Origin of the sequence: Mesorhizobium sp. Z1-4 (assembly GCF_004000235.1) — a bacterium.
In the GTDB taxonomy this organism is placed as follows: Bacteria; Pseudomonadota; Alphaproteobacteria; order Rhizobiales; family Rhizobiaceae; genus RCIO01.
Map to the genome: position 1 here is coordinate 181,797 of NZ_RCIO01000001.1, position 23,555 is coordinate 205,351.

Annotated in this window: 22 protein-coding genes; 7 read left to right on the forward strand and 15 right to left on the reverse strand. The window is 60.7% G+C overall.

Annotated features, from left to right (window positions below):
- Positions 1 to 20 precede the first annotated feature (20 nt).
- From amaB to EP165_RS00935, 8 genes are all read right to left on the reverse strand, one after another.
- Positions 21 to 1,529 carry an L-piperidine-6-carboxylate dehydrogenase gene (amaB, locus tag EP165_RS00900; protein ID WP_127519674.1) on the reverse strand — a complete coding sequence of 503 codons (1,509 nt, stop codon included), beginning with the start codon at positions 1,527 to 1,529 and terminating at the stop codon, positions 21 to 23.
- Positions 1,530 to 1,655: 126 nt separating this feature from the next.
- Positions 1,656 to 2,573, reverse strand: coding sequence for a LysR substrate-binding domain-containing protein (locus EP165_RS00905; protein WP_127519675.1), 918 nt, complete (start codon positions 2,571 to 2,573; stop codon positions 1,656 to 1,658).
- Between the two features lie 88 nt (positions 2,574 to 2,661).
- Positions 2,662 to 3,111 carry a gamma-glutamylcyclotransferase family protein gene (locus EP165_RS00910; protein ID WP_127519676.1) on the reverse strand — a complete coding sequence of 150 codons (450 nt, stop codon included), beginning with the start codon at positions 3,109 to 3,111 and terminating at the stop codon, positions 2,662 to 2,664.
- Positions 3,108 to 4,172, reverse strand: a complete 1,065-nt coding sequence (locus tag EP165_RS00915; RefSeq protein WP_127519677.1) for an ABC transporter ATP-binding protein — start codon at positions 4,170 to 4,172, stop codon at positions 3,108 to 3,110. The genes EP165_RS00910 and EP165_RS00915 overlap by 4 nt, the downstream gene beginning before the upstream one ends.
- Positions 4,169 to 5,029 (reverse strand): ABC transporter permease, encoded by an 861-nt coding sequence (locus EP165_RS00920; RefSeq protein WP_127519678.1) that lies wholly within the window; start codon positions 5,027 to 5,029, stop codon positions 4,169 to 4,171. Before EP165_RS00920 ends, EP165_RS00915 begins: the two co-directional genes overlap by 4 nt.
- Positions 5,030 to 5,062: 33 nt before the next feature.
- On the reverse strand, positions 5,063 to 6,034 hold the full coding sequence (locus EP165_RS00925; protein ID WP_127519679.1) for an ABC transporter permease: 972 nt from the start codon (positions 6,032 to 6,034) through the stop codon (positions 5,063 to 5,065).
- Positions 6,031 to 7,041, reverse strand: a complete 1,011-nt coding sequence (locus EP165_RS00930) for an oligopeptide/dipeptide ABC transporter ATP-binding protein (RefSeq protein ID WP_127519680.1) — start codon at positions 7,039 to 7,041, stop codon at positions 6,031 to 6,033. The genes EP165_RS00925 and EP165_RS00930 overlap by 4 nt, the downstream gene beginning before the upstream one ends.
- A 52-nt stretch (positions 7,042 to 7,093) precedes the next feature.
- Positions 7,094 to 8,707, reverse strand: a complete 1,614-nt coding sequence (locus tag EP165_RS00935) for an ABC transporter substrate-binding protein (RefSeq protein ID WP_127519681.1) — start codon at positions 8,705 to 8,707, stop codon at positions 7,094 to 7,096.
- A 388-nt stretch (positions 8,708 to 9,095) separates the two neighbouring features.
- Here EP165_RS00935 and EP165_RS00940 point away from each other — a divergent pair, with 388 nt between their 5' ends.
- The gene (locus tag EP165_RS00940; RefSeq protein ID WP_127519682.1) at positions 9,096 to 9,821 is read left to right on the forward strand and encodes a GntR family transcriptional regulator; all 726 of its coding nucleotides are present in this window, start codon (positions 9,096 to 9,098) and stop codon (positions 9,819 to 9,821) included.
- An 11-nt stretch (positions 9,822 to 9,832) separates the two neighbouring features.
- Here the strand turns inward: EP165_RS00940 and EP165_RS00945 are convergent, their stop codons facing one another.
- From EP165_RS00945 to EP165_RS00955, 3 genes are read right to left on the reverse strand one after another with little or no spacing between them, the layout of a single operon-like run.
- Positions 9,833 to 10,276: a GNAT family N-acetyltransferase gene (locus tag EP165_RS00945; RefSeq protein ID WP_206075847.1), complete on the reverse strand. Its 444-nt coding sequence runs from the start codon at positions 10,274 to 10,276 to the stop codon at positions 9,833 to 9,835.
- A 23-nt stretch (positions 10,277 to 10,299) separates the two neighbouring features.
- Positions 10,300 to 11,571: an N-carbamyl-l-glutamate amidohydrolase ErtE gene (gene ertE / locus EP165_RS00950; RefSeq protein ID WP_206075848.1), complete on the reverse strand. Its 1,272-nt coding sequence runs from the start codon at positions 11,569 to 11,571 to the stop codon at positions 10,300 to 10,302.
- Positions 11,572 to 11,580: 9 nt separating this feature from the next.
- Positions 11,581 to 13,281 carry a thiamine pyrophosphate-binding protein gene (locus EP165_RS00955; protein WP_127519684.1) on the reverse strand — a complete coding sequence of 567 codons (1,701 nt, stop codon included), beginning with the start codon at positions 13,279 to 13,281 and terminating at the stop codon, positions 11,581 to 11,583.
- Positions 13,282 to 13,384: 103 nt separating this feature from the next.
- On the opposite strand from EP165_RS00955, the gene EP165_RS00960 reads away from it, so the two are divergent.
- Positions 13,385 to 14,146 carry an IclR family transcriptional regulator gene (locus EP165_RS00960; RefSeq protein ID WP_127519685.1) on the forward strand — a complete coding sequence of 254 codons (762 nt, stop codon included), beginning with the start codon at positions 13,385 to 13,387 and terminating at the stop codon, positions 14,144 to 14,146.
- Between the two features lie 37 nt (positions 14,147 to 14,183).
- Here the strand turns inward: EP165_RS00960 and EP165_RS00965 are convergent, their stop codons facing one another.
- Genes EP165_RS00965 through EP165_RS00980 form a run of 4 tightly spaced genes read right to left on the reverse strand, consistent with a single transcriptional unit; the run spans position 14,184 to position 18,240 of the window.
- The gene (locus tag EP165_RS00965; RefSeq protein WP_164742918.1) at positions 14,184 to 14,909 is read right to left on the reverse strand and encodes a GntR family transcriptional regulator; all 726 of its coding nucleotides are present in this window, start codon (positions 14,907 to 14,909) and stop codon (positions 14,184 to 14,186) included.
- Positions 14,910 to 14,965: 56 nt separating this feature from the next.
- Positions 14,966 to 15,817: a DMT family transporter gene (locus tag EP165_RS00970; RefSeq protein ID WP_164742919.1), complete on the reverse strand. Its 852-nt coding sequence runs from the start codon at positions 15,815 to 15,817 to the stop codon at positions 14,966 to 14,968.
- A gap of 60 nt (positions 15,818 to 15,877) precedes the next feature.
- Positions 15,878 to 16,897 carry a histone deacetylase family protein gene (locus EP165_RS00975; protein ID WP_127519688.1) on the reverse strand — a complete coding sequence of 340 codons (1,020 nt, stop codon included), beginning with the start codon at positions 16,895 to 16,897 and terminating at the stop codon, positions 15,878 to 15,880.
- A 35-nt stretch (positions 16,898 to 16,932) separates the two neighbouring features.
- Positions 16,933 to 18,240: an MFS transporter gene (locus EP165_RS00980; RefSeq protein WP_127519689.1), complete on the reverse strand. Its 1,308-nt coding sequence runs from the start codon at positions 18,238 to 18,240 to the stop codon at positions 16,933 to 16,935.
- A 343-nt stretch (positions 18,241 to 18,583) separates the two neighbouring features.
- Between EP165_RS00980 and EP165_RS00985 the strand changes: the two genes are divergently transcribed.
- From EP165_RS00985 to EP165_RS01005, 5 genes are read left to right on the forward strand one after another with little or no spacing between them, the layout of a single operon-like run.
- Positions 18,584 to 19,321: a FadR/GntR family transcriptional regulator gene (locus tag EP165_RS00985; RefSeq protein ID WP_245439916.1), complete on the forward strand. Its 738-nt coding sequence runs from the start codon at positions 18,584 to 18,586 to the stop codon at positions 19,319 to 19,321.
- Positions 19,314 to 20,465, forward strand: a complete 1,152-nt coding sequence (locus EP165_RS00990) for a PLP-dependent transferase (protein ID WP_127519691.1) — start codon at positions 19,314 to 19,316, stop codon at positions 20,463 to 20,465. Before EP165_RS00985 ends, EP165_RS00990 begins: the two co-directional genes overlap by 8 nt.
- Before the next feature lie 46 nt (positions 20,466 to 20,511).
- Positions 20,512 to 21,771 carry an ABC transporter substrate-binding protein gene (locus EP165_RS00995; protein WP_127519692.1) on the forward strand — a complete coding sequence of 420 codons (1,260 nt, stop codon included), beginning with the start codon at positions 20,512 to 20,514 and terminating at the stop codon, positions 21,769 to 21,771.
- Complete coding sequence (locus EP165_RS01000; RefSeq protein WP_127519693.1) at positions 21,720 to 22,703, forward strand: carbohydrate ABC transporter permease; 984 nt, start codon at positions 21,720 to 21,722, stop codon at positions 22,701 to 22,703. The genes EP165_RS00995 and EP165_RS01000 overlap by 52 nt, the downstream gene beginning before the upstream one ends.
- 9 nt (positions 22,704 to 22,712) lie before the next feature.
- A complete protein-coding gene (locus tag EP165_RS01005) occupies positions 22,713 to 23,552 on the forward strand; it encodes a carbohydrate ABC transporter permease (protein WP_127519694.1) in 840 nt (279 codons plus the stop codon).
- Positions 23,553 to 23,555: the final 3 nt, after the last annotated feature.

Here is a 23,555-nt window from a genome sequence, read left to right on the forward strand (position 1 = left end):
TTTCGGCCTGATGCGATGTCTCAGTCGATTTCGAAAGAGACACCCTGGGCCAGCGGCAGTTCGCTGGAATAATTGATCGTGTTGGTGCTGCGGCGCATGTAGCCTTTCCATGCGTCGGAGCCGGACTCGCGCCCGCCGCCGGTTTCTTTCTCGCCGCCAAAAGCACCACCGATTTCGGCGCCGGAGGTACCGATGTTGACGTTGGCGATGCCGCAATCGGAACCGGCTGCGCTGAGGAACCGCTCCGCCTCCCTCACATCGGTCGTGAACACGCTGGACGAAAGCCCGGCATTCACACCGTTGTGCAGCTCGATCGCCTCGTCGAAGTCCTTGTATTTGAGAACATAGAGGATCGGCGCAAAAGTTTCTTCGAGCACAATGCCTGACTGACCCGGCATCTCCACGAGCGCCGGGCGGGCGTAATAGGCATCGGCATCGCCGGTATCGACACGCTCGCCGCCAACCACTTTGCCGCCCAGCTCCCGGGCGTGTGCGAGGGCCGACTGCATGCCATCAAACGCGGCCTTGTCGATCAGCGGCCCGACCAGCACGCCATCCTGAAGCGGGCTGCCGACCTTGACGGTTTCGTAGGTCTTGATCAGCGCCGGCACCAGCGTGTCGTAAACCGATTCATGCACGATCAGGCGCCGCATCGTCGTGCAGCGCTGGCCTGCCGTGCCCATCGCACTAAAGGCTACCGCACGCAATGTAATCGCCAGGTCGGCCGAAGGGCATACGATACCGGCATTGTTGCCGCCGAGCTCGAGGATGCAGCGGCCGAAGCGGTTGGCCACACGGGGACCGACAGCGCGGCCCATCCGTGTCGAGCCGGTGGCTGAAACCAGCGCAACCGACGGGTTGTCCACCAGCGCCTCGCCGATATCGCGGTCACCGATCAGGACGGACGCCAGTCCATCGAGGTCCATGCCGAAGCGCTCCACCGCGCGGCGGAATATCGCCTCGCAGGCAAGTGCAGTCAGCGGCGATTTCTCCGACGGCTTCCAGACGACCGAGTTGCCGCAGACGAGCGCCAGCGCCGCGTTCCACGACCACACCGCGACCGGAAAATTGAACGCCGAGATGACGCCGACCACACCCAGCGGGTGCCACTGTTCCATCATCCTGTGGCCTGGGCGCTCGGTCGCAATCGTCAGGCCGTATAGCTGGCGCGACAGGCCGACGGCAAAGTCGCAGATGTCGATCATCTCCTGGACTTCACCCTCGCCTTCAGAGGGGATCTTGCCGACCTCGAGCGACACCAGGCGCCCGAGATCCTGCTTGCTCTTGCGCAATTCCTCGCCCAGCAGGCGCACGAGCTCGCCGCGCTGCGGCGCGGGCACATTACGCCACGTCTGGAATGCGCGTTTTGCCTTTTCGATCGCTTCGGCCGTTGCGGCGCCATCGATGACGGGGAGCTCTGCAAGCTTCTCACCGTTGATCGGCGACTTCACGACGAGACCGCCTTCTGCCTCCCCCAACCGCACATTCAAGCGCTCGAGAATAGATTTGACTTCTGCCTTAACTGACATGTTGGGTGCCTCGGTACTGCTGATAGGAGATTTGAGATACGCCTGTTACCGGCGTGGCTGATTGCAGGGTAGCCGCTACAATGGGTCTCTAACACTGAAAATTGCGACTGACTTATTGACCTTTCTTCATGCTGCTCTTGCGGCCGTTGCCATGAGCCAGCGTGTAAAAATGGCTACGTCAGGATTGGCGTCTCCGGCCGCGCTGACGATGTAGTAGCTGTTTGCGGTGGTCAGCTCACGGTCGCTCAGCTGCACCAGGTCACCAGCCTGGATTTCCTTTTCGATCAGATAGGATGGCAGCAAAGCCGCGCCATGCGAGGCCGCTGCAGCCGCTATGATCATCGAGAACTGATCGAAACGCTTGCCTCTCTGTATGGCGTCAGACCTGAGGTCGTGGAGTGCGAACCAGTCGCCCCATGCGCGCTCCCGGCTTACCAGGTGCAGAAGCGGCGCAGACATCAACCTTTGCAGATCCTTGGCCCCGTGCCGCTCCACATAGGAGGGCGAAGCCACTGCTATCATGTTCTCACCGAACAGCCTGTTCATACGCGCACCCGGCCAGTCGGTGTCGCCAAAGTGGATCGCGGCATCGAAGCGCTCCTTCTCGAGATCGAACGGAACGGTCCGCGTCGTGATGCTGATCTCGATGTCAGGATGGCGCACATAAAAACTCTCAAGCCTCGGTATCAGCCAGCGGCTGGCAAAAGTGGGAAGTACGGCTAGCCGAAGTACCGAGCCGCTGCTGCCGGCGGCAATGGCCCCGATCACCGTCTGTTTGAGGTTCTCCAGGTCGTTGGCGAGGCGGGCGGCGAAACGCTGCCCAGCCTCGGTCAGCACCACCCGCCGGCCAGCGCGGCGAAACAGTGCAAAACCCAGAAACTCCTCAAGTTCCTTCACCTGGCGGCTGACGGCACTCTGAGTCAGGTGCAATTCTTCCGCCGCCAGCGTGAAACTCTCGTGGCGCGCCGCACATTCAAAGCTGCGCAGCAGTGCATAAGAAGGCAAACGGCGTTGGCCCGGAACCCCTGCATCCTGCTTGCTCATGAGTCCAACTCATTCAAATCGCCTGTAGCTGTCGCCCCGTACATAGATGAGAGCAGACCGTCAACTCAGGCTCCTTGAGCGGCGGACGTTATGCGGCCTCTTCCAGCGTCTGCTCGACCTTGCGAACATAGTCGGCGGGAAGCCTGGTGGTTTCGAGCCCGGCTTTGATTTTGCCAAGGTAATCGTCGCCGGGGGTGAATGCCGGCGGCGTACCGGGAATCGTGTAGGTATTGGACTCCACCCTGTTGCCCGTTTCATCAAGAAGCCTCACCGGCAGGTGCGCCCACAGTCCCTCGGGTATGCCGCTTGCCTTGTCCATCCGCTCCATGTCCTCATCGCTGAGTTCGTACTGAACACCGTAGACGCTGCCGCCGTCGACCGGCCTGAGCCAGCAGCCGCCTTTGCCGGCGACATGCGTCTCGCCGAAACCCAGCTCATAGCCTTCCAGTCGCATGACTCCGACCGGCTTTGCCGACGGTGCGAAATCACGCATCGCCTTTTCCCCGAGCAGCGTTCCGTAGGCGAAATAGAACTTCATTCTTCAGTCTCCTCAGATTTCACGGCCACCTTGGCCCATGTCTCAATCTTTGCTGCCTCGGCGCGAAGCGCAGGCATTTCCGCGTGGCGAATGCAGGCGGCACGATGCCCGGTTCCGACCGACACCAGTTCGGGCTTGGTCCGCGTGCACTCGTCCTGGGCAAAGGGACAACGCGGCGCGAAGCGGCACCCTTTCGGCATCTCGATCGGATCAGGCGGCCCGCCCGGAATGGCAATCGGCTCGGAAACGGCGTCGATGCGCGGCAGCGAGTTCTTGAGGCCGAGTGTGTAAGGGTGAAACGGCGTGTTCACGACCTGATCGACCGGCCCTTCTTCCACGACCTGGCCCGCATACATGACGGCAATGCGGTCGCAGTTTTCGATCACCACGCCGAGGTCGTGCGTCACGAGCAGCAGCGAGAAACCCAGCTCCTCCTGCAGCGACCTTATCTTGCGGAAGATCTGGTCCTGCACGATAACATCCAGCGATGTCGTGGGCTCGTCGGCAAGCACCAGGTCGGGCGACAGCACCAGCGACATCGCAATGATGGCGCGCTGGCGCATGCCGCCGGAAAACTGGTGCGGATATTCGCGTGCCCGCTTCGGATCGACGCCGACCAGCTGCAGCATCTCTTCTGCCCGTGCCCAGGCATCCTTGCGCGACATGTTGCGATGCGCGCGGATGGCCTCGACGATCTGATCGCCGACTTTCTTCACCGGGTTGAGCGCGTTGAGCGCGCTCTGCGTTATCATCGAGATACCCGCCCAGCGCTTCTGGCGCACGGTCTCGGCCGACGCGTCGAGCAGGTCGAGATCGTGGTAATAGACGCTGCCGGCGGTCACTTCCGCATTCTCGGCCAGAACGTCGATCGCCGCTTTCATCAGCGTGCTCTTGCCACAGCCAGATTCGCCCACCAGCCCGACGCTTGAGCCCTGCGGGATCGTCAACGACACATGATCGAGCGCGTCGGCAATGCCGCGTTTTGTACGAAAACGGACGCAAAGATCACGAATATCGAGAACGTGCGGCATCGTGGATTTGGTTTCTGCCTGCGCACTCATTGTCCGGCCAGCCTCGGATTGACGACATGCTCGTAGGCGCGGCCGAGGAAATAGACGGCCGAAACCAGGATCATGATCGCGATGCCGGGCGGAATGACCCACCACGGCGCCTGGTACATCATCTGCGAGGCATAGGCGTCGTGGATGATCGTACCCCAGCTTGTCGCCTTGGGGTCGCCATAGCCCAGGAAGCCGATGCTGGCCTCGGTGATGATCGCCCATGCAAGCGAGAAAGCCACGTTCACCAGCGCAATCGGCATGATATTCGGCGCGATCTCGCGGTAGATGATGCTGAAGTCGCCGCCGCCGGTGGTGCGCGCCGCCGCGACGAACGGCGCCTGTTTGATGGACAGCACCTGCGCCCTGATCACCCGCGCCGCCGAGCGCCACATGATCAGCGTCATCGCGATAATGATCGTCGTGGTGCTGCGCCCGGTGATCGCGAGCATAACGATGATGAAAGGCAGGAACGGCAGACCGAGAAAGATGTCGGTAATGCGCATCATCAGTGAATCGATGCGCCCGCCGTAGAAGCCGGAAATAAGCCCGATGTTCACACCGATCGCAACGACGCCGAATGCGGTGGCGAAACCGACAATCAGAGCCGGACGCGCGCCCCACAGCATCTGGCTGAACACGTCGCGGCCATAGAGGGTCGTGCCCAGCCAGTAGTCCGCCGTCGGCGGGCTCAGGCGCACCAGCCTGCCATCGACATCGTAAATGCGCTCGAACGGTCCGTAGGGAGCGATCCACGGCCCCACGACTGCCACCAGAATACAGGCCAGCACGACGTAGAAGCTGATCCGGCCGGCACGCGTCTGATGCACGGCTTCCACAAAATGGCGCAACCAGGTCATCGGGGCGCCTTCCGGCGAAATGTGGCGGGCAGGTCAGTCATAGACGATCCTCGGGTCGAGCAGTCCGTAAAGAAGGTCGGCTGTGAAGGTGCCGATGATGGTGAGCACCGCGATCAGGAAAAACGCTGCCTGAACGACCGGAAAGTCCGAGCGCTGCACACCCTCGATCATGAGTTTGCCGAGCCCCGGCCAGGAGAAGACGGTTTCGATCACCACCGAGCCGGCGAGTGCCCAACTCAGGATCATCGGGATCGTCGTCGCCACCGGCAGCAGCGAATTTCGGGCGGCATGGCCAAACAGGATCTTGCGTTCGCGCAGGCCCTTGATGCGGGCGAACTCGACAAAATCCTCGCCTATCGTTGCCAGCATGCTGGAACGCATCAGAAGCAGCGGAAAGCAGATCTGATATGCGGTGTGGACGAGGAAGGGCAGCGCCAGATGGTGCAGGAAATCGGCTGACACATACATGCGCAGATCCTGATCCGGGAACATGCCCGGCGTGACCAGATGGCCGGGCGGAAACCAGCCCAGATTGATCGAGAAAAGCAGGATCGCGAGCATGCCGAGCCAGAAAACCGGCGCTGCCTGCAACGCGGTTGCCACGAACACGACCGAGGTTTCGAAGCGACCGCCCCGGTACCAGCCGAGCAGCGCTCCCAGCAGCGCGCCAAGACCGTAAGCCACGATCATCGACGGCAGGATCAGCACAAGCGTATTGACGATACGGCCGCTCAGCAGCTCCGAGACCTCGCGCGAGCTGTGGAACGAATAACCGAAATTGAGCGTGGAGTAGTTCTTCAGATAGATCAGATACTGCTCGATCAGCGGCTTATCGAGGCCAAACTGTGCCCGCATCGCCTCCTGGGCCTTCGGGTACATGGCCGAGCTGATCATGGTCATGGTCGGATCGCCCGGCAGCAGGCGGAACATAAAGAACATGATCGTCATCATCGCAAACAGCGTGATGACCATGTGGACGAGCCGTCGAACGATATACCGCCTCATGCCGGAACACCCTTTGCCGATACTGCGGAATTGGCCTCAAACGGTTTGTGACAGGCGACCATCCGGCCCTCGACCGGCTGGAGCATGGGGTCGACGTCGAGACATTTCTGTTCTGCGATCGGGCACCGGTCGGCGAACCGGCAGCCTTTCGGCAGGCGGATTGCGCTGTGAACGCTGCCCTTGATTTCGACTGCCTGACGTTTCTTGCCCGGTATCGGAGACGGCACCGCGGAAACAAGAGCCCTGGTGTAGGGATGAGCCGGCTTGCGCAAAATATCGAGTGTCGGCCCGGTCTCGACGATGCGGCCGATATACATGACCGCGAGACGCTGGCAGATCGTCGGCACACTCGCCAGATCATGCGTGATGTAGATCATCGAGAGCTTTTCGTCGGCGACCAGATCGCGCAGCAGCCGGATGATTTCCCATTTGATCGAAACGTCGAGCATCGAGATCGGCTCGTCGGCGACAAGAAAGCTCGGCTTCAGAATGATGGCACGGGCGATACAGAGCCGCTGGCGCTGGCCGCCGCTCAACAGATGCGGGTGTTTGCCGAGATAGATTTCGGGCGGCGTAAGACCGACGCGGCGCATGGCCCACAGGACACGCTCGCGTATCTCGTCCTGGTTCTTTATCCCCTGGTAGACAAGCGGCCGCGAAATGACGGTGTAGACATCATGGCTCGGATTGATTGAGCCATAGGGATCCTGAAACACCATCTGCACCTTGCGGTAGAAAGCCTTGCGGTCGCGCTGGTGCAGGTCGCGCAAATCCTCGCCGTCGAGGGAAAGGCTGCCGCTGGTCGGGCTTTCCAGTCCGACCAGCATTTTTCCCGTGGTCGATTTTCCACACCCGCTTTCACCGGCGAGGCCCAGCACCTCGCCGGCGGCCACTTCCAGGTCCACGCCATCGACGGCGTGGACTACGCTGGCTCGATCCCCCGAAAAAAGGGAGCGCAGTCCGGTGACCACCGGGTAGTGCTTTACGAGATTCTGGGCCTTCAACATGGCATTCAAATCCGGCGATTAGGTGTGGTTAGCTGGGCTTCCGGTCCCGGCGCTATTGCGCCGGGAAGTGAAGCCGACCCTCGGCATCCCAGGTGAAGCCGGCTTCTTCCAGGATCTGCCTCGCCTTTTCCAGGTCGTATTTCGGCGCCGGCAGATTTGGATTGTGCCAGTAAGCATTGACCGGGGTGATCTGCGTCGACGTCAGCGCGGCCTTGCCGTCGTAGATTTCGTCGACAATGCGCTGATACGGAATGGCGTGGAAAAGCGCCCGACGCAGATCGCGGTTCCAGAACACCGGACCGGTGGTCTTGTAACGAAGCGAGTTGATACCGTTCGACTGGGCTTCGTACACCTCGATGCTTTCATCGCTTTCGAGCTCCGCCACCGCGGTTGGCTGCAGCGGCTGGAACGATACATCGATCGAACCGGTCTTCAGCGACTGGGTAACGATTTCGGCCGAGCCATAGACCACGTACAGAAGGTCCGAGAGCGGCGGGTCGAAGTGATCCTCGCGGCGCTCGAGATAAAGCTCGGTGCCCTCGCGGCGGTATTTCACCTTGTAAGGTCCGCTGCCGACCGGCTCGTTGTTCGCGAATTGCTGCGGATTCTCAATCCCGAGGTCTTCGACCAGCGGCTCCCAGACATGTTTCGGCAGCACATACATCTGGCCCAGCGTGTTCATGATAAACGGCGCGTAAGGCTCGGTGAGCGTGAAGCGGATTTTCGCCGGATCGACCACCTCGACCTTTTCGACACGCGACAGATGCTGGGTGAAATAGGGCGCTTCCCACTTCTTCATATAGTCGAAGGAGAACTTCACGTCCTCGGCAGTCACCGGCTTTCCGTCGGAGAAGGTGTGGCCGGTACGGATCGTTACCTCGATCTCCGTATCGCTGAGCGATTCAATCTTCTCGGCGAGACGGTAATCGAGCGAACCGTCGGCGCCGATCCACAGAAGGCGGTCATAGAGGAGAGCCGCGATTTCGGTTTCCTCGATCGTGCGCGCCGCGGTCGGATTGAGCACGCTGTATTCCAGCGTCCAGCCGATACGGACCAGGTTCTGATCGCGCTTGGAGCGCATGTCGATCTGGTTGACGTTCGCCCGCACGCCCTGCGGATTCGGCTCGTAGCCGTCGAACTCCATATTGTCCTTATTGACCGCGAAGATCTGCACCTGCGAGGACAGGACAGCGTCGGGCTGATCCTCAACGAGGATTTCCTGAAGCCGGTAGATGATCTCACGACGCTTCTCGTTGTCGTAGATTTTCACTTGCTCATTGCCGAGCTTGTCGAACTCAGGGTTCGAATATTCGCCGACGTTCCAGCTGCCCGGCGAGGAGTTCGCCGAATTGAACTGCGAATTGGTGAAGAAGTCGGGTTCTAGCCGGTGCGGTGCGCCAGACAGGCTCGACAGAACCACGTCGAACTCGTGGTCGGTGAACCACATCTGCAGCATTGGGTTGGGGAAAGCCTGCTGGTCCATGCGGATCCTCAGACCGAGCTTTTCCCACTCCTCGGCAACGTAATTTCCGGTTTCGGCAAAGTTTGCATAGGTCGCCGACGGCCAACTCAGAAAGTGGACCTCCGGAACCAACTCGCCTTCCTGCGCGTAGAGCGGAGTGGCAACGAGCCAGGCCCCAAGCGTAATTGCAATATTCCTAGTCATTACAGTTCATCCTCCCGACGTTTTTGGGCCGCCGCGCCCACCAAAGTGACACCTCAGCGTGTCGAACAGCACCTCACCTCACAGCCATCCTCAGGCCGGTCCCGGCCAGCCGCGGGCAATGCGCATTTTCTTCTCCCGGCGACAACCTAACCCATCGCCGACAGAGGCATTCTGATCGCCTTCAAATCAAAATGCAATTCAAAACTCATAACTACACTTCCAAGTGAATACACTTTGCGATACAAAGCGACACCCGCCCCGACCGGGGACGTTTCGTGCGGCGCGACAGCTTGCGCGCGGCATGTGCGATACGCTCCTTTTCGATACGCGGTCATTGACACGTTGCTGTATTTGAACAACAGCACCACAAAAGGGCTTGGCATCGGCGATGGATAAACGCGCGGATAACAGCAACCCGGGCGAAGGCCGCAAGGGCCGATCGGCCGATACCGGCTTGCGCGTCTATGAAATCCTTCGCCAACAGGCGATCGAATACGGCTTTCGCCCCGGCGAGCGGGTCAACGAAGTCAAACTCGCTGCCGAGCTGAACGTCAGCCGAACCCCGGTTCGCGCCGCGCTTAACCGGCTCGTCAGCGAAGGGCTTCTGACGCTGGTTCCCAACAAGGGTTTCTACCGTCAGCCTATCGACATCGACGCGATCCGCTCGCTGTTCGAACTGCGCGGCGCCATCGAAACCATGTCGGTCAGGCTTTTCTGCCAGCGCGCCACCGAAAGCGACATCGAAGCGCTGGAACGGCAGTGGCAGGATTTTCTCCAAGAGCGGCCGAAACTCGCGGCGCGGCAGATTGTCGAGCATGACGAGGAGTTTCACGAAGCGATTGCGCAGGGGTCGCGCAACTCCGAGGCGCTGCGGCTTCTCAGAGACATCAATTCCAGGATTCGTTTCCTGCGCGTCGTGGCGCTGGAGCGCGACAACTGCAAGACAGTCACCTCGGTCGAGCACGGCCAGATCCTGGCCGAGATCAAGGCGGGCAATACCGAAGCCGCGGTTTCGCTGATGTCGCGCCATATCAGCCTGATGCTGGGCGACGTCACCGAGATCGCGCGCGAAGCGGTCGTGCGCATCTACCTTGGCGAGGATGCGATCGCCTGATCTGGCGGGCACTACAGGCATTTCTCGTAACACCGGCTTTTGGGGTTGTCGGCGCTTTTGCCCCAGCATGGGATCGAGCGGTAACCGCACTTCTCATAAAGTGCGATCGACTCCGGCTGCGACACGCCGGTTTCAAGCACCAGCCGCTTGAAGCGCCCGGCTGCTCTCGCCTCAAGCGCGCTCATGACCGCGGCCCCGACGCCGTTGCGCCTGGCGGATGAGTCGACAAATATCCTGCTCAATTCGCCGGTATCGGCCTCAAGCGGGACGACCGCTCCGCAGCCAACGGCCGCGCCATCCAGAAAGCCGGCAACGAATATCACTCCGGGCTTTGCCAGTTCCGCCAGGGGCAGTCCGCCGTCGCGGCCATAGCGGTCGATCTGTTCCTGCGACAAACGGCGAAACAAGCTGACACCGTCATTCGAAAATGGATCTATCGTTTTTACTTCGAGCACCGGCTTCTCTCCCGTTTCAACCGTCACGCTTCGCCCCGGCCCGCCGCGGAACCGCCTGCCTCGCCGTCGAGCGCAAGCACCGCATTCAGCAATGTGCGGGCACCGCGCGCGATCTGGTCCGTCGACGACCACTCCTCCGGGCAATGGCTCCTGCCTTCCCGGCAGGGAATGAAGATCATGCCGACCGGGCAGATGCGCGCCATGAACGCGGTGTCATGGCCGCCGCCGCTCGGCATTTCCTGCATTGCGAGACCGGCATCCGCTGCTGCCTTGGCCAGCCGCAAACGCAAGCTCTCGTCCATCGCGACCGGCGCACCGGACGACAAGGGAACGATGCTGCCGCGAACACCGCGCTCTGCTTCCAGTTTCGCCACCATGCTCTCCACCCAGGCAAAGAACGCGTTGACCGTATCCATGCCGAGCGCGCGAACTTCCAGTGTCAGCACCACCCGCCCGGGAACCGCATTGGCGGCGTTGGGAAAAACCTGCATTTTGCCGACAGTGGCTACGTGGCCATCTTCGCCGCTCTTGCCCGCCCGCTCCTCGACCGCGGCAACAAACTGCGCTGCCGCCACCAGTGCATCCTGCCGCCGGTTCATCGGGGTGGTGCCCGAATGATCGGCGCGCCCCGAGAAGGTAATTTCGGCGCGGCTGATGCCGACGATGCCGGTGACTATGCCGACATCGTCTTGCTCAGACTCCAGCCGGATGCCCTGCTCGATATGGAGTTCCATGAAGGCCCGCATATGCGCAGGTGAAAGAAGCGGCCGGTCGAGCTCCCGGGGATCGCCGCCCATTCTGGCGATGCCTTCTGCAAGGGTTTCGCCTTCGGGAGACGCGACCTGCAGCATCTCCGCCGACAATTCACCGGCTATTGCGCGGCTGCCGACACAGGAAAGGCCGAAACGGTTCGGCTCCTCCGCCAGAAAATCGAATATCGCGAGTGGATGCTGTAGATGCAGCCCCGCATCCTTGATCGCCTGGGCGACCTCCAGCGCGGCAATTACACCGGCAATTCCGTCGAAACGGCCGCCGTCCGGAACGGTGTCGATATGCGAGCCCAGGCCCAGTGCACCCAGCTCGTTGCGCTGTCCCGGCAACGTGCCGATCAGATTGCCGCCGGCATCGATTTCGGTGCTCAAACCGAGCGAGCGCATCTCGGCCTGCAGCCATTGCCGGGCGTCCGCATAGAGCGGCGAAAACGCGGTGCGGGTCCACGGGCGGCCGGGTTCGGTGAAACCCGACAGCGCCTCAATGCGCCTGGCAATGCGTTCCGGATCGATCCGCGGCGACATCATCGTTCCTCAGTGAGCCGCGTCGGCTGCCAGGACGGTCTCGAAGCCGACAATGGGCGCTGTCGCGTCCGCATCGATCACAACATCGACGACATAAGGAGCGTTGGCCGCAAGTCCGCGTTCAATCGCAGCTTTGATTTCGCCGGGGTCGGTCACGCGTTCGCCCTGGCACTTCAGCGCCCGGCCGACTTCCGAATAATCGACATCGAGAAAATCGCATTCGCGGTAGGAGCCCATCACCTTCTGCTCCCAATGACGCTGGAAGCCCAGGGTGGCGTTGTTGAATACAACGACAACCAGGGGAACTTTGACCCGGGCGGCCGTCTCAAGCTCGTTGATGACATATCCGAATGCGCCGTCGCCGCTCATGCAGATCACACTGCGGGAAGGGTCCGCCAGCTTGGCGCCGATTGCGGCCGGTAGGCACCAGCCAATGCCGCCCGTACCGCGCGGGGAGAGAATGAAACGGCCGCTCGCAGGAACGTCGATGTGGCTCATCGCCCAGCCGGTGATGTAGCTGGCGTCGGTGACCAGAAGCGACTTCTCGTCGAGCAGCGCGGAGATCTCGCTCAGCAGACGTTCCGGCCGGATCGGTTGAGCGCTGCTCGCAGCCACGGGTTCGAAGTCGGCCAGCCATTCATTGGTGAGGCGCTCGATCTCCGGGCGCGGGTCAGGCCGATCGCCGGCGCCGTTGCTCGTGACGATATGGGCGAGATCACGCAGCGTTTCGCGGACATCGCCGACCAGCGCGATCTCAGTTTCGAAATTGCGGCCAACCTCCACCGGATCGATGTCCAGGTGGATGACTTTTGTATTCGGCCCCGGCAGCGTCCAGTCGCTGTAGCAGATCTGGCCGGTACGAGTGCCCATCAGCAATGCCACGTCGGCCTGAGCCAGCATTTCGTTGGCGACACGACCGCGCCCCAGCCGGCCGCCGGTGCTGGTGCCGAGCGGGCCGACCGAAAGCGGGTGGTCATCCGCCACGGTTCCACGGCCGGTCATCGTGGTCGCCAAGGGCGCGTCGAGCTTCTCGGCAAGGCTTACGATTTCGCTGGCCGCTCCCGAAATAATGCTGCCGCCGCCCGCGACGAGGATGGGCCGCTTTGCACTTTTCAGCAGCGCGGCCGCGCTGGCGATATCATCCAGCGGCGGCCGCGAGCGCGTTGCCGGCGCATGCGTGTAACGCTCATCGCCAACGATATTGCCGCTCTCAACCGACTGAGCCATCACGTCGGTCGGGCAGAGCACGGCGACAGGACCGGGCCGCCCGGTCGTCGATATCCGGAAGGCCTTGCGGATCACGTCTTCGGCCTGCTCGGGAAGATCGATGCGCATGACCGCCTTCACGAACGGTGCCAGCGACCGCTCATGGTCCATCGCGCTGCTGGCGTGTTTTCCCTTCACCGCAAGTCCGTGATCCTGCACCAGCGCAATCACCGGCACCGATGACCGCTCAGCTTCCAGCAATCCGGTGATGAGATTGGTCGCACCCGGTCCGAACGTCGAAGTGCAAATGCCGGGACGGCCCGTCGCCTGGGCATAGCCATGCGCCATGATGGCGGCATGCTTCTCGTCGCGCACGGTAACGATGCGTACGAACTCCGGATCGAGCGTGTGGAAGATGTGGATCGGGTCTTCCATGCCGAACACACAGGTCACCCCGTATGCCTTGAGGGTATCGCTGATGATGCCGCCTGCTGTGCGAAGCATTCTGTCCTCTTGACTTCGATTATCTGTTGCGTATTATGCAACATGTTGCGTATATCGTTACGCAATTTGATGTGGCCGTCAAGAGACGCTGCGAGGGACGCGGATGCAGTCAGTGGAAAGAGCCGTTAAGGCGTTGAAATTAATGGTAGAACAGGGCGGCGAGGTGTCGGTTTCGCAAGTCGGCCGTCATATCGGCGTCACGCGCAGCACCGCCTCTCGCATTCTGGCGTCGCTCGCCCGGGACGGCCTTATCGAGCAGAATCAGGCCACCCAGCGCTATCAGCCGGGCATCCTTTCACTGCAGCTCGCGTCATCGTTCGGGCGCAATATCGACCTGGTGGCGCAGGGCGAAACGGAGTTGAAGCGGCTGTCCGAAACCACCGGGCATACATCCTGGCTCGGCCTGCTTTCGGGAACCGAGGTCGTGGTGCTGAAGACGGTCCGCGGCAGCTTTCCGATTCACTTTTCGGTTGAACCCGGACAGCGCCTGCCCGCCCACGCCGCGGCGCTCGGCAAGGCTCTCCTTGCGCTCAAGGACGACGCCGAGATACGCGAACTCTACGCGCAGGGCATGCCGGCCAGTACCGGCAAGACCATTACCGATATCGATGCATTGCTTGGAAAGCTCGCGGCGGCACGCGAGAGCGGTATTGCACGTTCGGATCAGGAGTTGTTCGAGGGGGTCAATGCCATGGCTGTCGGGATACGCGAGGCCGTCAGCGGCCGCTCGATCGCCATCGGTCTTTCATACCCGGTTTTCGCCATGGCCGACGATGCCGACAAACAGATGATCGACGCGCTATTGAGCTGCGCGCGCGAGTTAGGCAGACGCGTCGGCGACAACAGATGGGCCGGGATCAGCTGACCGACGTTTCTACGGCTCGCAAGCTGACAACCGGCCGTCAGGCTTTAATCGAGATCCCTGCAGTCAGGTTCTCCTGAAGACTGCTCACATAGCGGTCGACAAAGAGTTTTGTATGATTGTGAGCAAGCTTCTCGGCAGCGCCCGCATCTCCGTCTGATATTGCCTTTATGATCTGGCGATGGTCTTCGGCCTGACGTTTCAGATCCGGACTGTCGGTCCGGCCGTAAATATGGCGGCTGCGCAAAATCCGCAAACCCAGGGTCAGCAGGTGATCGTAGTGCGCGAAAAGATACGGATTGTGGCAGGCTGCAGCGACAGCCGAATGAAACCGGCGGTTTGACTCGGTCAAACTAAGGGGATCGCCACTTGCTATTGCCGTCTCGAAGGCAGCGGCCGCTTCCGTCATTGCCTCCAAATCAGCCGGTTCACGCCTGCGGGCAGCCAAGTTGACGACCGTGCGATGGGCCAGATCCACCGCCTCCACGTAAAGTGGAAGTTCGCGCATATCCAGGGGAGCGACCTGCGCCTGCCGGTTGGGTTGCATGATAATGAGGCCATCGGCAGCCAATCGCACAAAGGCTTCATGAATTGGCGTGCGCGATAAATTAAGGCGTGCAACTTGCTCGCGCTCGTCCAAAAAGGCGCCTGGTTCGAGCGTCAGGTCGAGGATGTCCGACCTCAGTCTTTCGTAGGCTTCACCAACACTGGTTCCTTTAGCCCGTTGGCGTTGCGCCGGATCAATATTCCGCTGTCGTTTAGCCATCATTCCCCTGCAGTACACGGACATGGCAGAGCGAGGGTGACCAGCCCGATTCGGGATCAGCCGGTTCGACCCGGTCCGTCGCTCCAATGCACAACCGCTACACCAGCGAGCGCGATCACGCCACCGGCAAGCATGCTTGCCGAAACCGTCTCGCCGAGAAAGAGCACGCCTATTGCCGTCGCCAGCGGAGGAATAAGGAACAAAAGCGTTGCAGCGCGGCCGGCCGGAATCGCCTTCAAAACCCTAAGCCAGGTAATCTGGCCAAGGGCTCCCGGCAACAGAGCGAGCACGAAAACGATCAGCACGGCGTAGCCGGGCGCCTCGACCGCTGCGTTAACGGCATCCGGCGAGAATGGCAGCAAAAACACGGCGCCCAGAACCATCAGCCATCCGGCAGTCTCGAACGGCGTGAATGAGTGGACCAGCCGCCGCTGCAATACGATATAGATGGCCGAACAAAGGGCTCCCGCCAGCACCAGCATGGTACCTGAACCGAACGAAAAGCCGCCAGGCTGACCGGAAGCCAGAATCACAACCCCAACGAACGCCAACAGCATGCCAGCGACCACTTTCCATCCCGGACGTTCGGCATTGACCGCGAAGGACAGCAGCGCCGCAAAGATTGGAATGGTGTTGGTGAGAAAACTGGCGGCTCCGGCGCTCAGGGTCACAAGCCCCCAAGACAGGAATATATTGTAGAGCGCCACACCAAAGAACGCGCAGAAGGCAAGCGCGGCGAACTCTTTGGGTTTTGGCAATCTCGGCCGCGTGAAAGCAAATGCCGCCGCCAGAGCCGCGCCTGTGATGATCATGCGCAGCGTTACCAGCTCAAGCGGGCCGAACCACTGGAGGCTATAGCGTGTAAGCGGAAAAATACTCGCCCACAAAAAGACCGTTGCTGCGGCCATCAACGCAACACCTACCGGAGCACCCGCCACGGAATATCGATCTGTTGACGTCATCCTGGCCTAGCCGCCAAAACCGCCCAGGAATGCCCCGAGACACGCGGCCAGATTTGGACTGAGATAACCGCCTTCCTGAACAAGCAGTACAGGCAGCCCCGTCGCGGCAAGTCGCCCTGAAATTTCACCAAAGGCCTCATTGCTGAGCCGGAAGGTTTGGACAGGGTCGTAGGCAGATGCATCAAGCCCGGCAGAGACCACGATAGCTTTTGGTGCAAACCGAGCCACGCTCGCAAGCACCTCGTCAAAAGCGGCAAGATAGGCCCGGTCGTCAGTGCCGACCGGCAGCGGCTTGTTGAGATTGAGACCCCGTGCTTCGTCTCCACCTGTTTCATCGGCATAGCCCGCATAGTATGGCGGTCCGAAATCGGGATCGACGTGCAGTGAGGCAAAAAACACATTGCTGTCGGACCAGAAGATGTCCTGAGTGCCATTGCCGTGATGCACATCGATGTCGATTAACGCAACCCGCCCCATAGCCTGGGAAAGCCGGCGCGCCGCGATTGCCGCGTTGTTAAAGAAACACACGCCGCTCATCAGATCGCGATAAGCATGATGGCCGGGCGGCCGACACAGTGCATATGCCGGTCCGCCATCGGCCATCAGCCGGTCCGCCGCATGAACCGCACTTGCCGCGCTGGCGAGGGCCGAAGCATACGTACCCTCGCCTATCGGACATGAGGTCGAGTTCGAATACCAGCCGAGCTCGCCCAGAAGGTCCTTGGGTTTGCGGTGCATGCGTTGCGTCGGATGAACGCTCGGCACCACCTCAGGCCCCGCATCCGGGATGGCCCGCCACCGCTGCCAAACCGTCTGCAGAAACTCTACATAGCCCGCATCATGCACCGTCAGCAGAGGTTCCGTGCCGCAAAGCGGCGCCTCGACTACCTCGCTTGCATGTTTGCAAGCTTCGCTGAGGAACAGGCGATAGCGGTCCGCACGATCTGGCTGCGGCAGGAACCGTCCCATTCTGAATACATGCTCGGGGTCGTGCCGGGCTTCGTCAGGATGATGAACTACAAGCATGGAGGCGTATCCTCACTCGACCGGCGCGACGCGCCTCAGTCGAGTTCCTTTCCCTTGGTTTCGGGCGTTACGAAAAGGTGCACAAGAACCGAAATCAGGCAGATCGCCATGATGTAGTATGCGATGAACTGGTCCTGGCCATTCTTGATGAAATAGGTTGCGATCAGTGGCGACGTACCGCCGAAAACTGCGACGCAGATCGCATAGGGAAGCCCGATACCGGTTGCCCTCAAGCGGGTCGGGAATATCTCCGAGAATACCGTCCCAATAACCGAATTGTTCATCGCGATGAAGAAGATGCCCGTCATCTGGATGAACAGGAAGGTAGTGAAGTCCGCCGTTTTCAACATCTGCAGCATCGGATACGCGAGAACAAGGAACCCAAGCGCGGAACCAATCAGCATCGGCTTGCGGCCTATCCGATCCGAAAGCGCCGCAAGAGGCGAAACAATGACCGTGTAGAAGCCGAGGCTGATCATTCCGGCAAACAGACCCTCTGCAATCGGCAAGCCGCTCGAAAGGTTGGCAAACGTCGCGAGGAAAATCATCCAGATGTAGAACTGAACGCCCGAAGCCTGCACGACAACGACAATCAGAGATTCCTTCGGGTACTCGATGAACCCTGCGAAGACAGACCGGAGCGACAGAGGTTCGCGGGACGCCTTCGCTTTGAACGATGGCGTTTCAGGGATCGCTCGGCGCAACCAGAGTCCATAAAGCGAGAGCGCCGCGCCGAGGAAGAACGGTACGCGCCAGCCCCATGAATCGAGGATTTCCTTCGGGAAGAGTTTGGTCGTGAGTGCCGCAACTCCCATCGCAAAGAGAATTGCCAGTCCCGTTGAAACCATCTGGCTCGAGGCGGAAAAAGCACGCCGCTCGCGCTTTGCATGTTCATTCAGGAACGCGGCTGCCGTCTGATATTCACCGCCTGTTGCAAAACCCTGGAGCATACGCGCCAGCAACAGGATGACCGGCGCCAGAAGCCCCGCCTGCTCATATGTCGGCGCTATGCCGATTATGAGGCTGCCAACGCCCGCCAGCACGATCGTAAGCGCCAGAATTTCACGCCGGCCGTAACGGTCGGCGAGCGGCGACAAGATGAACGATCCGACGGGCCGCATCAGAAAACCAGCCGCGAAAGTTCCGTAGGCAGCTAGCAGCGCGACTATGGGATCATGGCCGGGAAACATCTGCGATGCGAAGACGGCAGACAAAAGTCCATAGATTGTCCAGTCGTACCACTCGATAAAGTGCCCAACTGCGCCTGCGACGACGGTCGAGCGCGGATTTGCGGTTCCGTGCTCCGGATCCCGACCCTCGGCAATTGCTCTTTCACTAGCCATGAAAGCCTCCCAGAAAATTCCCCTCCAACGGCGTTCGCCCTCAGAGCGGCGCCAGCATGGTCAGCCAATCACATAATGCGCACACTGTCAATTTAGTGTGCATTTACGGTGCGTGCAAAAACCTCCGAGCCTACCGCCGCCATGGTGCGACCCGCGGGCCGGAACAAGGCAGCCTCATTTCACATGCCAGTGACCGCTGCCCGAACTTACGGTCGAGATGGCCGCTCCTCAGACGATTTCAACTTAAACTATTGATTTTACAATGCTATTTAATGACAGACATTATATTGATTTTGTCGGACAATATTGTAAGTTGAACGTCTTCAAACCGAACGAGCCCGCCTTGTCCATCCAAACGCAGATAAAGCCGACATCGAGAGCGCTGGACCTTCTGGAGGCGAGCGACCGCAGCAGAGACGTTTTCGAGGCGCTGTCTCTGATGATCGAGCGGGCCAAGCTGGGCGTCGGCGACCAGCTGCCTCCCGAGATCGAGATTGCCAGGAAGCTGAATGTCGGGCGGGCCAAGGTGCGCGAAGCGCTGATCGCCTGGCAGAACATGGGGCTCGTAACCCGCAACAAGAAAGCCGGCACCCGGCTCGCCGCAGAGATATCGTCAACGGCGATCCATATTCCCGTCACCCTGAAGCTTGAGGGAGAGAGCCTGTTGCGGACACATGCGGTTCGCCGGCCTCTCGAGATCGAGTCCGTACGGCTCGCCGCGCGCCACGCCACGGAACAGCAGGCACGTGTCGTCCGTGCTCGCGCAGCCGAGCTCATGGCCGTATACGAGGCGGGAGAAGACTGGCGGGCCGCCGACAAGCGCTTTCACAGCGAAATTCAGAACGCGACCGGCAATCCGCTATTCGAACAGCTGATCCAGCAGATCCAGCACGCGTTCAACGAAATCTACGAAGCGCCCTTCGGCCAGCCGCATCTTGGGCAGGCAACGATCCCGCTGCATCCGGGTCTGGCCGAGGCAATCGCTGCACATGACGAAGCCGCTGCAACAGAAATCATGAGCACCATTCTCGACATGGTCGAAGAAGAGGTTCGCAAGGTCATGCGAGGCCTGCATGCGTGACAAGGCACACCTGAACACCCTGCTGGCGGCCATATCCGACGACCCTGCGGGATCAATGCCGCCTCCGATCGTGCAGAGTTCGCTGTTCGCCTTCGATTCCTACAAGGCATTCGAAGACCGGATGTCGGGCAGAACCGGGCAGCCGATCTATACGCGGGTACAGAACCCAACCGTTGCGGCGTTTGAAGCGTTAATGGCCGATGCCGAGGCCGGGGAAGCCGCCGTGGGCTTTGCCTCTGGCATGGCGGCGATCAGTTCCACACTGCTGGCGTTCCTCAAGCCCGGTGACCGGGTGGCATGCATCGAGCACGTCTATCCCGACACCTACCGCTTCCTGGAACGCATGCTGCGTCCGCTTGGCATCGAGATCAGCTATCACAGCGCGGCCGCGTTCGAAGACGAGCCCGACCTGCTGCGCGGTGTCCAGCTCGCTTATCTGGAAAGTCCGAGCTCGGTCATTTTCGCGCCGATGGATCTGCCGCGCGTGACCGGGCATGCCAGGCGGCACGGCGCGTTGACGGTGATCGACAATTCCTGGGCGAGCCCGGTGTTTCAAAAGCCCATCGCACTGGGTGTCGACATCGTCGTCCATTCCGCATCGAAATACATCTCGGGGCACTCCGACACGGTTGCCGGCGTGGTCATCGGCTCTCAGGACCACATCGGACGCATCCGCGACCTGACATTGCCGCTGCTTGGGGCAAAGCTCGCCCCGTTCGAGGCGTTTCTCCTGATCCGCGGCCTGCGCACGCTCGGCGCGCGCATGAAGTACCACGAGGCCACGGCCAACATGTTCGTGGACCGGCTTGCGGGCCAGGCGGGAGTAAGGCGGGTTTTCAGCCCGGGCGCCAATACGGTTCCCGGCCTGACCGGAAGGTCCGGACTTATGTCGGTCGAGTTCGACGACACTGTCGATATCCCGCGCTTCTGCGATGCCCTCGGCATCTTCCATCTCGGTGTGAGCTGGGGCGGTTTCGAGAGCCTGATCCTGCCGGCCCGCGTTGGCCTGGCACAGGCCGGCCAACACAATTCGATGCAGAAATTCAACGTGTCCCCGAACCTGGTTCGTCTCAGTCTCGGACTGGAGGACGCGGAAGATCTCTGGGCCGACTTCACCCAGGCCCTGAGCCAAGGTGCATGCTGAAACACTGAAAAAGGGCAGCACAAAAACCGAAATACGGGAGGATAAAGTGAAAAAACTGCTGATCGGATTAAGTGCGGCAGCGTCGCTGGTTGCGTCGTCTGCCATGGCCGAAACTACGCTGAAGCTTGTTGAAGTCATCACCAGCCCCGAACGGACCGAGGTGCTTCAGGGTCTGGTCGACAAATACGAGGCCGACAATCCCGGCGTGACGGTCGAGATCGTCAGCCTGCCCTGGGGGCAGGCCTTCGAGAAGCTGGCTACGATGGTGGCTGGCGGCGATGTCCCCGACGTGGTTGAGATGCCAGATAGCTGGGTCGCGCTCTATGCGGGGTCGGGACAGCTGGCAGACCTGGAAGACCGGATCGCCGGCTGGGAGCACGGCGCTTCCCTGACCGACAAGACGATGGCGATGGCGCGTCAGGCCGGGGAAGCCTACATGATCCCCTACGGCTTTTATCTGCGGGCGATGTTCTACAACAAGAAGCTGCTCGCCGAGGCCGGTGTGGATGCCGCGCCCAGAACCATGGATGATTTCATGGCCGCGTCGGCGGCCGTCTCCGCGCTCGACGGCAAATCCGGCTACTGCCTGCGCGGTGGTCCCGGCGGAACCAATGGCTGGATCATGTTCGCTTCGGTCATGAACGGCACCAACGAGTTCTTCACCGAAGACGGCAAGAGCCGCATCAATGAACCGGGGTCGGTTGCCGGTATCCAGTTCATGATCGACATGTATCAGAAGGGCTATGCGCCCAAGGACAGCGTGAACTGGGGCTTCAACGAGATCGTCGCCGGCTTCTATTCGGGCACCTGCGCATTTCTCGACCAGGATCCGGACGCGCTTATCGCCGTTGCGGAACGTATGCCGGCAGAGGACTTCGCCGTTATCCCGATGCCCGTGGGGCCGGCCGGCAAGGCATTTCCCACCATCGGCTTCGCCGGCTGGTCGATCTTCAAATCGACCGAACACGAAGATGATGCGTGGAAGCTCCTCGCCGCCCTCTCAAGCCCCGAGGCCAACGCAACCTGGGCCAAGCGCGTCGGCGTGATTCCCGTCCACAAGGGTGCCGATCAGGATCCGCACTTCCGGACCGAACAGTTCAAGGGCTGGTTCGACGAGTTGAACGGCGAGGAATACGTCCCGACCGTGATGCCCACCTATCTTGAGCAATGGGGATATTTCTCCAGCACCGTTCTGCTGGAGAGCAGCCAGGAGGCACTTCTGGGCCAGCGCACGGCACAGGACGTCGCCGACGAATGGGCCGAACTGCTGACCGGCGAATACGCGAAGTGGAAAGCCAAGCAGTGACACCGCGCACTGCGCAACAGGCCGCGCCCGGAATATTCCGGGCGCGGCGTTCTCTCTACCTGCAATATCTGGTGGAGCCTTTTGTCTACCTGTCGCCCGCGATCGTGCTGATCGGCGTTGTGATGCTGATACCGCTGATAATCGGTATCTCCTATTCCTTCCAGGCTATCGACCTGCTGCGGCCGTTCAACACCGGCTGGATAGGGTTTGCGAACTATCTGGCGCTGTGGAGCGACCGGAAATTCTGGATTGCGCTGGAAAACACCTTCACCTGGACGTTCTGGTCCATCACCTTCCAGTTCCTGCTGGGGCTTGGCCTCGCACTGCTGCTCAACACGCAGTTTCACGGCAAGAAGCTGTTCCAGGCGCTTGTATTTTTGCCGTGGGCGGTTCCCACCTTCCTGTCTGCGCTGACATGGGCATGGCTGTTCAATCCGGTGATCGGCCCGCTTCCGCACTGGCTGGCCGCGCTCGGCATACTGAGCGAACCCTACAACATCCTCGGCGATCCGGCGCTCGCGATGTGGGGACCCATCGTCGCCAATATCTGGTTCGGCGTGCCCTTCTTTGCGATTACGCTGCTGGCCGCACTGCAGTCTATTCCATCGGAACTTTATGAAGCTGCCGAGATCGACGGCGCGACAAGCTGGCAGTGCTTCACCAAGATCACCCTGCCCTTCCTGGCGCCTATGATCGCCATCACCGTGATGCTTCGCACGATCTGGATCGCCAATTTTGCCGACCTGATCTTCGTGATGACCGGCGGCGGCCCGGCCAACTCGACCCACATTGTGAGTTCCTACATTTTCACCACGGCGTTCCGTAAACTCGATTTCGGTTACGCTTCGGCTGTCGCCGTGGCCCTGCTCCTGCTTTTGCTGGTCTACGCAGTTGTTCTGCTGTGGCTGCGCAAAAAACTCGTGCGGATTTGAGGACAGGCCATGGCCCGAAACCGCTCTCACCCGGTTGCCACGGCAGGCAAATATGTGGCCCTGGCTCTGTATCTCGCCTTCGCGCTGCTGCCGCTTTATTGGCTGCTCAAGATTGCCGTCACGCCAGACCGGCTCATCTTTACCGACGGTGTGGAACTCTGGCCCTCGGCACTGACAGCCGACAATTTCCGTTCCGTCCTCTTCAAGACGGATTTCCTGGCCTATTTCGGCAATTCACTCTTTGTCTCGCTCGGAACGGCCGCCGCCACAACGCTGATCGCAGCCGGCGCGGGCTACGCGTTCTCGCGTTTCACCTTCGCGGGCAAGCGCATCATCATCGCCGTCATGCTCGTCACGCAGATGTTCCCTCTGCTGATGATCATCGCGCCGATTTACCGGATCGTGGCGAATTTCGGCATGTTGAATTCGCTGACGTCGCTGATCGCCGTCTACACAGCTTTCAACATCCCGTTTGCAACCTTCCTCATGCAATCATTCTTCGACGGCATTCCCAAGGACCTGGAAGAAGCCGCGATGATGGACGGATGCACCCGCTTCCAGGCTCTTCGGAAGGTGATCTTCCCGCTGACGCTGCCGGGGCTCGGCGCGACCCTTGGCTTCGTCTTCACCGCAGCCTGGTCGGAACTGCTCTTCGCACTCATGCTGATCAGCAAGAACGACGCGATGACGTTTCCGGTGGGGCTGCTGACATTCGTGTCGAAGTTCTCGGTCGATTGGGGACAGATGATGGCCGCGGGCGTTCTGGCGCTGATCCCCTCCTGCCTGTTCTTCGTTTTCATTCAACGCTACCTCGTTCAGGGCCTGACGTCCGGCGCGGTGAAGGGATAAATC